The 11,943-nt window shown below is 71.3% G+C and carries 9 protein-coding genes; 6 read left to right on the forward strand and 3 right to left on the reverse strand.

What is annotated here, in order from left to right; genetic code table 11:
* Positions 1-41 precede the first annotated feature (41 nt).
* On the forward strand, positions 42-1,325 hold the full coding sequence (locus ICC28_RS24255; protein ID WP_188290794.1) for an SH3 domain-containing protein: 1,284 nt from the start codon (positions 42-44) through the stop codon (positions 1,323-1,325).
* Between the two features lie 108 nt (positions 1,326-1,433).
* Positions 1,434-2,318, forward strand: a complete 885-nt coding sequence (locus tag ICC28_RS24260; protein WP_317454086.1) for a M23 family metallopeptidase — start codon at positions 1,434-1,436, stop codon at positions 2,316-2,318.
* 108 nt (positions 2,319-2,426) lie between these two features.
* Here the strand turns inward: ICC28_RS24260 and ICC28_RS24265 are convergent, their stop codons facing one another.
* Both ICC28_RS24265 and ICC28_RS24270 read right to left on the reverse strand, forming a co-directional pair.
* Entirely contained in the window at positions 2,427-3,836 is a 1,410-nt protein-coding gene (locus ICC28_RS24265; RefSeq protein ID WP_317454087.1) for a serine/threonine-protein kinase, read from the reverse strand.
* On the reverse strand, positions 3,833-4,621 hold the full coding sequence (locus ICC28_RS24270; protein WP_188290795.1) for a serine/threonine protein kinase: 789 nt from the start codon (positions 4,619-4,621) through the stop codon (positions 3,833-3,835). Before ICC28_RS24270 ends, ICC28_RS24265 begins: the two co-directional genes overlap by 4 nt.
* 390 nt (positions 4,622-5,011) lie before the next feature.
* On the opposite strand from ICC28_RS24270, the gene ICC28_RS24275 reads away from it, so the two are divergent.
* From ICC28_RS24275 to ICC28_RS24285, 3 genes are all read left to right on the forward strand, one after another.
* A complete protein-coding gene (locus tag ICC28_RS24275) occupies positions 5,012-5,833 on the forward strand; it encodes a TIM barrel protein (protein ID WP_188290796.1) in 822 nt (273 codons plus the stop codon).
* Positions 5,834-5,862: 29 nt separating this feature from the next.
* A complete protein-coding gene (locus tag ICC28_RS24280; RefSeq protein WP_188290797.1) occupies positions 5,863-6,780 on the forward strand; it encodes a 2-hydroxy-3-oxopropionate reductase in 918 nt (305 codons plus the stop codon).
* A gap of 170 nt (positions 6,781-6,950) precedes the next feature.
* Entirely contained in the window at positions 6,951-8,408 is a 1,458-nt protein-coding gene (locus tag ICC28_RS24285) for a catalase (protein WP_188290798.1), read from the forward strand.
* Positions 8,409-9,209: 801 nt separating this feature from the next.
* Here the strand turns inward: ICC28_RS24285 and gcl are convergent.
* Positions 9,210-10,994, reverse strand: coding sequence for a glyoxylate carboligase (gcl, locus tag ICC28_RS24290; RefSeq protein ID WP_188290799.1), 1,785 nt, complete (start codon positions 10,992-10,994; stop codon positions 9,210-9,212).
* Between the two features lie 210 nt (positions 10,995-11,204).
* On the opposite strand from gcl, the gene ICC28_RS24295 reads away from it, so the two are divergent.
* The gene (locus ICC28_RS24295; protein ID WP_188290800.1) at positions 11,205-11,894 is read left to right on the forward strand and encodes a hypothetical protein; all 690 of its coding nucleotides are present in this window, start codon (positions 11,205-11,207) and stop codon (positions 11,892-11,894) included.
* The last annotated feature ends 49 nt before the right edge of the window (positions 11,895-11,943 follow it).

Raw genomic sequence — 11,943 nt, forward strand, 5'->3', positions numbered from 1 at the left:
GCACACGCCGGGTGCCGCGAGCCCGATCGGGGAGATTCATCGTGCGATCCACCAGCAGGAGACTGCTACGGGGCCTGTGCGCCCTGCTCATAGTGGGCGGGCTGACACCCGTCACCGCCGCCGCGGCCACTGACGGCGAGAGACCCGCCGCCGCGCGGCCCGTGACCGACTGGCAGGTGGATCTCGCCGGTACGGCGGACGAGCGGCACAACATCTCCCGTCGTGCCGACGGCGGCCTCGCCATCCGCGACCGCCGCCTGAGCACCCCGTCCGAGCCCGGCAAGGCGTTCGCCCTCTACACGGCCCCCGCCCGGAGCCTCGGCCGGCAGACCGACGCCTTCACCGTCAGCACCCGGGCCGACGCGCCGTCCGGAACCCGCGTCCTGACCGAGGTGCGCGGCAGCAGCCATCCCGGCCGGTGGACCCAGTGGACCGACGCCGGTACGACGGGCAGGCTACGGCTGTCGGAGGCCGTCTCGGTCCTCCAGGTGCGGCTGACCCTGCTGGGCACCCGGAGTGCCTCCCCGGTGGTCTCGGAGGTCTCCGTGCACGCCGACCCCGCGACGCGCACCGCCCGTGCGGGCACCGGTGCGACGGCGACGGCATCGGTGACGTACCGCCTCTTCGCCACCCGCGAGGGACTGACCGGGCACACCACGGCGAACGGCCATGTCATCCAGCCCCGCGACCACTTCGTGGCCCTGCCCTCCCGGCGGATGCTGGCGAGCAAGGGAGGCCGCGAGTACCAGGTGCGGCTCTGCTACCGGCGCACGGGACGCTGCGAGACCGCCCCCGTGTGGGACGTGGGCCCCTGGAACACCCGGGACGACTACTGGAATCCGCCCGGGGAGCGCCAGATGTGGCGTGACCTGCCGCAGGGCACCCCGCAGGCGCAGGCGGCCTACCAGTCGGGCTACAACGGCGGCCTCGACGAGTTCGGCCGCCGGGTCGCCAACCCGGCCGGCATCGACGTGGCCGACGGCACCTTCTGGGACGGCCTCGGCATGACGGACAACGACTGGGTGGACGTCACGTTCCAGCCCGCCGACGGCGGCGGGGGCGGGCAGACGACGGTGACCGCCTGGGCGGAGGCGAACGTCCGCTCCTGTGCCGGCATCACCAACTGCGACATCGTCAGCAAGGTCTACCCCAACGAGAGTTACCCGGCGAACTGCTGGAAGACCGGCCAAAGCATCACCGCCGAGGGCTACACGAGCGACAAGTGGATCGAACTCCCGCTGCGGGCAGGGGGCGTGGGATACGTCAGCGGCATCTATCTCAAGGGCGACGAGACCGGCGGTGTGACGCGCCGGTGCGGCACCTGACCCGCGTCACCCCGTAACGTGCCGGAGTCCCTTCTCCGCCCCGGTGCGGCACTGTCGCACCAGCGCACCGGATCACCGGTGCACCGTCGAGGAGGAGGGCGAGGGCCCGTGAGGTTGTGGCTGCGCAGAAATGCGGGGCGGGTGGCGGCGTTGCTGATGACGGTGGGGCTGTGCGCGAGCGCACCGGCCGCGTCGGCGGCGCCCGCCGCCCGCCCGGACTTCAGACTGCCGTTCCCGTGCGGACAGACCTGGCAGCTCCAGACGTACGCGGGCCACGCGCCCGACGACAAGAAGCTCGACATGTACCGGGTCGGCGGCCCCACCCTCGGTGGGACGGTCGTCGCCTCCGCCGCCGGCACGGTCACCGAGTTCTTCGAGCCCGGCGGCCTGGAGATCAATCACGGCGACGGCTGGTTCACGGTCTATCTGCACCTGGACCGTATCGACGTACGCCTGGGGCAGCGCGTCGCCTCCGGCACCCCCCTCGGGCGGCTCGGGCTGGTCGGCACCGACTCGGCCCATCTGCACTACGAGCAGCTCTACGACTCCAACGGCGACAACGACGGCGAGACGGACGAAATGGTCCACCCGGTCCTTCAGGGCACCGAGTACCGGCTGAGCCCGAGCGGCCCGTTCCCGCGTGTCACCAGCACCAACGCCTGCGACGGCGGCGGCGGCGAACCGGACCGGTTCTGGGTGGACACCTACGCCGACGCCACCGGCTACCCCGACGTGGACTGCGTGGGCGACACCACCCCGCGCTGCGCACCCCAGGGCACCCTGCGCAAGGGCACCAACTACGTCCTGTGCAAGAAGTGGGGCGACCGGGTGGGCAACGACGCAACGTACAACCACTGGTGGCTGCTCACCGACCTCGACGAGGTGGCACCGGGCGGCCGGGGGCGGGCGTACGTCTCCGCCTACTACCTCCAGAAATGGGGCAACGACGAGGCCAGGGACAACGACGGCCGCGACATCCGCAGGTGCGACTGATCCGGCCGGCGGGCCAACCTGCACCCCGGCCGGACCACGGCGGGCCACCCTGCACCCCCGGCCGGACCACGGCGGGTCACCCCGTGCCCTCCGGCCGGACCACGGCGTTCACCCGCACTCGGCCACAGCGGGCCGGTCCCTCGTGCGGACGGCCGGGAACCACGCGGTGGGCTGCGCGGCGCCGTCCGGCAGCCGGACCCGGTACCACTCGGCGGAGCGCGTGCCCGTCTCGTCCGTGACCGGGCTGCCCCGGCGCAGTCGGCACTCCACGGGGAGCGCGTCTCCGTGCCACACGCGCGTGGCTACAACGTTGTCAACGGTGTACGGAAGGGACGGATCAATGGCCAGCCCGAGGCTGCACTGCGGCTCGCGTGCGGCCGCCCGGTTCCGGCAGACCCGCTCCACGTTGAAGACGGTGACGCGGTCGGTGGAGTCGGCGAGGTTCTGCGCGTGGACCGGGGGGTCGTCCGCCCCGCCGCCCGGGTCGTGCGCGGCCAACGACCAGACCAGGGCGGTGGTCATGCCCATCGTGGTGGCGGCCGCCGCCACGAACGCGCGCTTCCGCCGTCGGGCACCGGACATCGCGTTCGCGCGACGGCCGGCCGTGGCCGCCGCCCGGACGCGGGCCATGCGGGCCAGCAGATCGCCCGCGGTGTGCCCGGCACGCAGCTCATGGGTCGGCGCCAGGCAGTCTCCGACCAGGTCACGCCAGGGTGCCGGTACGGCGGGGTCCGGGCGCAGCGGTGCCCGTCCGGCGGCGTATTCCTGTACGGCGGCGCCGCGCCCCGCCGGCGTCGCGCCGGGGAAGGGAGAGGCACCGCGGGCGAACACCTGGTGGATCATGATGCCCAGGGCCCAGATGTCCCCGCTCTGGCGGGCCTGGACGCCCCGCTCGCCGAGCGGGGCCTTCCAGCGTTCGGGCGGCAGGTAGTCCGGGGTGCCCAGCGGCGGAATCCACGCGTGCGTGCCGTGTGTGCCGTCGAGTTCGGCGGCCAGTCCGAAGTCCGACAGGCGGACCGAACCGTCCTTCATCAGCAGGACGTTGTCGGGTTTGAGGTCGCCGTGCACCCAGCCGAGGCCGTGCAGATGCGCGAGCCCCTCACAGACCTCCGTCAGGATCCGCTCCCCCTCGTCCGGCGGCAACTCGCCTTCCCGTTCGAGCAGTTCGCGCAGGCTGCGCTCGGCCCGCTCCATCACCAGCACGACGGCTCCGTCGAGTTCGGGGCGGTGCGCGTCCGCCAGCACGACGGAGTCGATCAGCCGGATCAGCCGGGGATGGCTGGTCCGGCGCCCGAAGTCGCTCTCCCTGCGGGCACTTTCCACCAGCCCTCTGACCTGCCGGGGAGCAAGACCCGCGGTGGGCAGGAACTTCAGCGCTACGACGGTGTCGGCGTCCGCCCCGCTCATGCTCCGGCCTTCGTAGACCCACCCCCAGCCGCCGTCCGCGATCGGCTCGCCGACTTCCCACGCGCCGACCCGGTATCCACGCGGCACCCGCTCGGCCGCCGCCGCGCTCACCGGTGCACCGCCCCGCCGACGCGGACCCCGCAGGGCCCGGCCGGAGCGCGCGCCGGCAGGTGCCGCAGATGGCCCTCGCCCACCAGGCCGAAGCGCAGGGCGACGGCGACGAGTGCCTCACGCTTGCCGTTGCGGCGGCCGCCCCGGGCGGCCTCTCCCCCGGCCGGGGCGTGGACGCGGAGCTTCTCCTCGGCGAGGTAGTCGATGTGCGCGCTCACCGCGCGCGCCGTCAGCTGCGCGTACCGCGGGTGTGCGCGCAGCCGTTCGACGATCTCGGGCGTGGTCGGCACCGCGAGCGCCGACTCGTCCCGCAGTCGCGGCTCGCACAGGGCGACCAGTACCAGGAAGTACGTCGCCGTCTCGTCCAGCGAGTAGGCGGTCAGGGTCTGGGTGCCCCGTACGCCGCCTTCGGGGCCGTCCGGATCGAGGTAGACGTGATCGGGTGCGAAGACCTGGAAGCTCACCCCGGTTCCCCGCGTGGGCAGCACGATCCGCGCGAACTCGAACGGGACGGGGGCCCCGACCCGGCGCGGTGGCACTCTCAGGTACTCCCCGGCGCCCTCCGGGTTCTCCACCAGATAGCTCTGCGTGGCGCTGAAGTTGCTGAGCAGCCAGTGGTCGTCGCGCACGCGAACCTCCCCGGCCAACCGCGACACCGCCGGGTCGTCGAGCCGCAGGTCCACAGGGGCGGTGCCCGAGCCGCGGCCGAAGCGGGCCGACTCACCCGGGCCGAGCCGCACCGTCACCGCGGGTTCCTGCGGCAGATGAATCAGTACTCCGCTCATCGCCCCCGCCCCTCCGTGTCGGCCGTTTCCTCGCCGACGGCGTACGCACAGAAGAGAGCGTCGCCGGTCATCACACGCACCAGGGTGCACCCCGTTTCCTTCCCGTGTGCGCGCTGGTCAGGACGCGCACGAGTCTCGCTCTCTAACACACTTCTCGGGCGCTGCGGGTTGCAGGCGCCGGACCATCGGATTGCATTCACTAACGCCGGGTTTTCACTCCCGGACCGCCGCGCCGATCAGCCGTTCGAGCCTGCCGCCGCGCATCACGCGCGGGGGTGTTCTGCGCGTACGGCCCTTGACAGCCCTCCCCCTCCACGGGCAGTCTTCCGTTAAGCAGAAAGCAACTTCCGCAATACGGAATAGCCAGAACGGAAGGGAGCGCCGGACCCCATGGGATTCGACGAGCAGCGCTTCAACGTCAACCTGTCGATCCTCTTCACGGAACTCCCGCTCCTGGAGCGCCCCGCGGCCGCCGCCGCGGCCGGCTTCACCGCGGTCGAGCTGTGGTGGCCCTGGATCGACTCCCCGACCCCCGAGCGGTCCGAGCTCGACGCCCTGAAGAAGGCGATCGAGGACGCGGGCGTCCGGCTCACGGGGCTGAACTTCTACGCCGGACAGCTGCCGGGCCCCGACCGCGGCGCCCTGTCGATTCCGGGCGAGGAGTCGGAGCGGTTCCGCGCCAACATCGACGTGACCGCCGACTTCGCACAGTCACTGGGCTGCACGGCGCTGAACGCCCTGTACGGCAACCGCGTCGACGGCGTCGACCCGGCCGAGCAGGACGCGCTGGCGCTGGAGAACCTCGTCCTCGCGGCACGGGCGGCCGACCGGATCGGCGCGATCCTGCTGATCGAGGCCCTGAACCAGCCCGAGTCGCCGCGGTACCCCCTGGTCTCGGCCCCGGCCGCGGTGGGCATCGCCGACAAGGTCAACGAGGCGACCGGCCTCGGCAACGCGAAGTTCCTGATGGACCTCTACCACCTGTCCATGAACGGCGAGGACCTCCCGTCGGTGATCGAGGAGTACGCGGCGAAAACCGGCCATGTCCAGATCGCCGACAACCCGGGCCGCGGCGCCCCCGGCACCGGCAACCTCCCGCTGGAGGAACTGCTCGACCAGCTGAGGAAGGCCGGATACGACGGCTGGGTCGGCCTGGAGTACAAGCCGGGCGACCGCCCCAGCGCCCAGGCGTTCGACTGGCTGTCCCGCTGACCCCCTTGCACCGAGAGGCATCCCCGACCATGAGCAACAACCTCGCAGATTCTTCCCACCCGACCCGCCCGGCGATTGCGTGGATCGGCCTCGGCATCATGGGCTCCCCCATGTCCGAGAACCTGATCAAGGCGGGCTACGACGTCACCGGCTTCACCCTGGAGCAGGACAAGCTGGACCGCCTGGCCGCCGCGGGCGGCACCGCCGCCGGTTCCATCGCCGAGGCCGTGAAGGACGCCGACGTCGTCATCACGATGGTCCCGGCCTCCCCGCAGGTCGAGGCCATCTCCTACGGCCCCGACGGCATCCTGGAGAACGCGAAGCCCGGCGCACTGCTGATCGACATGTCCTCGATCACCCCGCAGACCTCGGTCGACCTCGCCGAGGCCGCCAAGGACAAGGGCATCCGCGTACTGGACGCCCCGGTGTCCGGCGGTGAGGCCGGCGCCGTCGAGGCCGTACTGTCGATCATGGTCGGCGGCGAGCAGGCCGACTTCGACGAGGCCAAGCCCGTACTGGAAGCCCTCGGCAAGACCATCGTGCTGTGCGGCCCGCACGGCTCGGGCCAGACCGTGAAGGCCGCCAACCAGCTGATCGTCGCCGTCAACATCCAGGCGTGCGCCGAGGCCGTGGTCTTCCTGGAGAAGTCCGGCGTGGACCTGAAGGCCGCCCTGGACGTGCTCAACGGCGGCCTGGCGGGCTCGACCGTGCTGACGCGCAAGAAGGACAACTTCCTGCAGCGCGACTTCAAGCCGGGCTTCCGCATCGACCTGCACCACAAGGACATGGGCATCGTCACCGACGCCGCCCGCAATGTCGGCGCCGCGCTGCCCGTCGGGGCCGTGGTCGCCCAGCTCGTGGCGTCGCTGCGGGCACAGGGCGACGGGGGCCTGGACCACTCCGCGTTGCTGCGCGCGGTCGAGCGCCTCTCCGGCGCGCAGGTCTGACCCTCCCCGAGAACTCCGGGCGGCGTCGCCGCTGACACCTGTCCTGTCGCGCCCAGGCGGTGGCGCCGCCCGGAATCCACTTCAACAAACTGTTGACGCTCGGTCCACCCCCTCCTAGGCTCCACAAAGCGGAAACAGTTTTCCGCTGACACCCGCACGGAAGGTCCACGATGTCGAAGCGCGTGCTCACGACCGAGTCCGGCGCCCCGGTCGCCGACAACCAGAACTCAGCCTCCGCCGGCGTCGGCGGCCCGCTCCTCCTCCAGGACCAGCACCTGCTGGAGAAGCTCGCCCGGTTCAACCGTGAGCGCATCCCGGAGCGCGTGGTGCACGCCCGCGGCTCCGGCGCGTACGGCCACTTCGAGGTGACCGACGACGTCACCGGCTACACGCACGCCGACTTCCTCGACACCGTCGGCAAGCGCACCGAGGTCTTCCTGCGCTTCTCCACCGTGGCGGACTCGCTCGGCGGCGCGGACGCCGTCCGCGACCCGCGCGGCTTCGCGGTCAAGTTCTATACGCGGGAAGGCAATTACGACCTCGTCGGGAACAACACCCCGGTGTTCTTCATCAAGGACCCGATCAAGTTCCCGGACTTCATCCACTCGCAGAAGCGGGACCCGTTCACGGGCCGTCAGGAGCCGGACAACGTCTGGGACTTCTGGGCGCACGCCCCCGAGGCCACGCACCAGGTGACCTGGCTGATGGGCGACCGCGGCATCCCGGCGTCGTACCGCCACATGAACGGCTACGGCTCGCACACCTACCAGTGGACGAACGCCGAGGGCGAGGCCTTCTTCGTCAAGTACCACTTCAAGACCGACCAGGGCATCCGCTGCCTGACCAGTGAGCAGGCGGCCGAGCAGGCGGGCCAGGACCCGACCTCCCACCAGACGGACCTGCTCCAGGCGATCGAGCGGGGCGTGCACCCGTCCTGGACCCTGTACGTCCAGATCATGCCGGCGGCGGAAGCGGCCGACTACCGCTTCAACCCCTTCGACCTCACCAAGGTCTGGCCGCACCGGGACTACCCGCTGCGGCGCGTGGGCCGCCTGGTCCTGAACCGCAACCCCGACAACGTCTTCGCCGAGGTCGAGCAGGCCGCGTTCTCCCCGAACAACTTCGTCCCCGGCATCGGCCCGTCGCCGGACAAGATGCTCCAGGGCCGCCTGTTCGCCTACGCGGACGCGCACCGCTACCGCCTGGGTGTCAACCACACCCTGCTGGCCGTGAACGCCCCGCGGGCGACGACCGCGCAGAACTACGGCCGGGACGGCTTCATGGCCGTCAACGGCCAGGGACGGCACGCCAAGAACTACGAGCCGAACTCCTACGACGGCCCCGTGGAGACCGGCCGCCCGCTGTCGGCGCCGCTGGCGGTGACCGGCTGGACCGGCACGCACGAGGCTCCGCAGCACACCAAGGACGACGACTTCGTGCAGGCGGGCGAGCTGTACCGGCTGATGTCCGCCGAGGAGAAGTCCCGCCTGATCGCGAACATCGCCGGCGGTCTCTCCCAGGTCTCCCGCAACGACGTGATCGAGAAGAACCTGGCCCACTTCCACGCCGCCGACCCGGAGTACGGCAGGCGCGTGGAGGAGGCGGTCCGCGCCCTGCGCGAGGACTGAGACTCCCTGTCCGCGCCCGGCCACTGAGCGACCCGGATGAGGGGTGGTCCTCAGTACACGGCACGGACAGGGTGCGGACCGCGGCGGCGTGCGAGCCAGTGCGGTGGTAAAGGGCCGAGGCCTCCTTCTTCGACCTGAGGGGAAGGAGCCCCGGCACCGTCGCCGCCCGCCGCGGTCCCAGACATGTCCACGGCGCTCCCTGTGCCGGTCCGCGCGACCGGCACAGGGAGCGCTTTCGCGTTCCCTCCGACGTGCGTTCCCGTGGCCCCGGCGGCACTCTTGAGGCATGGACGGTCCGCACATCGTGGTGCACGCTCCGGCGCGATGGGGGCACCTCCCACGCCCTTAAGGCAGTGGGGGAGGTTCTCGCCGGGTCACCTCGGGCGACGAGACCCTGGGCGTCGCCTCGCACATCGACGACGTCAGCGAGTTCCTGAGACTGGCCGATCTGTACGTGACCGACGTGGCGGAGAGCGACCTCGTCGAGTGGCAGGGCGGCGGCCCGGACGACTGGCCGGGGCTCCACGAGCACCACGACGACTGAACCCGCGTACGCACCATGGCGTACACGGGCTACGGAACCCTCAAATCATCCTCTGAAGACGCGCCGGGAGGCTTCAACCACCCCCGGAGTGGGGCAGATTGCCGTCACAGGGGAGCCCGCCGGCACGGGGGCGGCGGGCTCCGCACGGGGGAAGCGGTACCACGGGGGAAGCGGTACCGCGAGCGGTACCACGGGGGAGCACACGACGAGGGGCGGCCCGCCGTCAGGCCGGACCGCCCCTCGTCGTGTGTACCGCGTCAGACCTTCAGTGTCCTGATCGCGGTCGGCGCGTGGCCGGGCTCGGTCGCCAGCTCCTCGAACTCCACGACGTTGCTGATGTCATTGGTGGTCGACATCGAGATGTTGGTGACGCGCTCCAGGATCGCCTCCACGACGACCGGCACCCGGAACTCGGCGGCGAGCTTCTTCGCCTGCTCCAGGGCCGTGCCCAGCTCCGCCGGGTCGGTCACCCGGATCGCCTTGCAGCCGAGCCCCTCGGCCACCTTGACGTGGTCGACGCCGTAGACGCCCAGCTCGGGCGAGTTGATGTTCTCGAACTCCAGCTTGACCTGGAAGTCGATGTCGAACGCCCGCTGCGCCTGACGGATCAGGCCCAGGTAGGAGTTGTTGACGAGGACATGGACGTACGGGATCCTGTGCTGCGCGCCGACCGCCAGTTCCTCGATCATGAACTGGAAGTCGTAGTCGCCGGACAGGGCCACGACCTGGGCGTCCGGGTCGGCCTTCGCCACGCCCAGCGCGGCCGGGACGGTCCAGCCGAGCGGGCCCGCCTGGCCGCAGTTGATCCAGTGCCGCGGCTTGAACACGTGCAGCATCTGGGCGCCGGCGATCTGCGAGAGGCCGATGGTGGAGACGTACCGGGTCTCGGGGCCGAAGGCCTTGTTCATCTCCTCGTAGACGCGCTGCGGCTTGATCGGGATGTCGTCGAAGTGCGTACGGCGCTGGAGGGCGGCCTTCCGCTCCTGCGCGGACGCGGCCCAGGCGGAGCGGTCGGGCAGCTTGCCCGCCGCCTTCAACTCCCGTGCCACCTCGACGAACAGCTCGAGGGCGGCCTTCGCGTCGGAGGCGATGCCGTAGTCCGGGGCGAAGATCTTGCCGATCTGGGTCGGCTCGATGTCGACGTGGACGAACGTCCGGCCGGCCGTGTAGACGTCCAGCCTGCCGGTGTGGCGGTTGGCCCAGCGGTTGCCGATGCCGAGGACGAAGTCGGACTCCAGGAAGGTGGCGTTGCCGTAGCGGTGCGAGGTCTGCAGGCCCACCATGCCGGCGTTCAGCTCGTGGTCGTCGGGCAGGACGCCCCAGCCCATGAGGGTCGGGACGACCGGGGTACCCGTCAACTCGGCGAATTCGACGAGGAGTTCGGCGGCGTCGGCGTTGATGACGCCGCCGCCCGCGACGAGCAGCGGGCGCCCGGCGGCGTTCAGCATGCCGATCGCCTTCTCGATCTGGGCCCGGGTCGCGGCCGGCTTGTAGACGGGCAGCGGCTCGTAGGTCTCCGGGTCGAACTCGATCTCGGTGAGCTGCACGTCGATCGGCAGGTCGATGAGGACCGGGCCGGGTCGGCCGGAGCGCATGAGGTGGAAGGCCTGCTGGAAGACGCCGGGGACCTGCGCGGCCTCCAGGACGGTCACCGCCATCTTGGTGACCGGCTTGGCGATGGAGGCGATGTCGACGGCCTGGAAGTCCTCTTTGTGGATCACGGCGGTCGGGGCCTGGCCCGTGATGCACAGGATCGGGATGGAGTCGCCGATGGCGGAGTACAGGCCGGTGATCATGTCGGTGCCGGCGGGGCCGGACGTACCGATGCAGACGCCGATGTTGCCCGCGTGGGTGCGGGTGTAGCCCTCGGCCATGTGCGAGGCGCCCTCCACATGGCGGGCGAGGGTGTGGTGGATGCCGCCGGACGCCTTGAGCGCGGCGTAGAACGGGTTGATCGCCGCCCCCGGCACACCGAACGCGTTACTGACGCCCTCGCGCTTGAGGATCTCAACTGCCGCACGGGCAGCGGTCATTCGAGCCATCGAGTACTCCTGCTTCGGCTGTCGGATTCGCACTCCCGTCGCGCCCCGCGGTTGAGCTCTTCCGTATTGGTTCCGTATCGCTTCCGTATTTATTCCGCATTACGGAAACTAACTTCTACTATCTGGAATCAATGTAAGTGGCGGCTCCAAGGCCGTCAAGAGACGGACAAGCGACGGACAAGCGGGGGACTCCTGCAGCACCATGGGGACATGCCCCAGAGCGTGTCGGTGCGCTGCCCGGCCTGCCGGCGCGAGCACCAGTACGCCGCGCCGGCCTACCCGTGCGCCTGCGGAGCACCCGTCGCCCCGCCGCTCGACCCGCGCGGGACACCGACGGCCGTCACCCACCGGACCTGGGCCGAGGAGTGGGTCACCGTCCAGTGCGCCTCCTGCGGCCGCAGCGACCAGTGGCCCCATCCGGAGCTGGGATGCGCGTGCGGGACGGTGGTGCGGATCGCGGTGGCCGGGACGCTCTCCCCGGCCCGCCCCGGCACCCAGGTCCTCGACACCCCGCGGCGGCGGGCCCCCTTCCAGCCCGTGACGATCCGCACCGCGCGGGACGCCGTCACGGCCGCCGCCCTGTACCTGCGGTGGCTCGGCTACCGGGAGATCCGCCGCGCCGACCAGCGGCCCCCGCACGGCATCGGTCTCGCCGCCCGCGGCCTGCTCGCCCAGGTGGACCCGACCGTGCGCCCGGCCGGCGTACGGGACGTGGAGTGCCTGTGGCTGACCGCCATGACGGAGTCGTCGGACTGCGTCTACTTCTCCCTCGCCGGATACGCCCCCGAGGCCCGCGTCCGCGCCGACGCCCTGCGCGTCCCGCTGTTCGTCCTGGACCTCACCGGCACCCCGAAGCCGGTCAACGACCACGCCGAGGCGCTGGAGTCCCCCGCGGGCTGACGACAGCGCCGGCTCCCGGAGGGGTGGGAGCCGGCGCCGCGGTGAAGGG

It is taken from the genome of Streptomyces sp. TRM68416 (assembly GCF_014596915.1).
Lineage (GTDB): Bacteria > Actinomycetota > Actinomycetes > Streptomycetales > Streptomycetaceae > Streptomyces.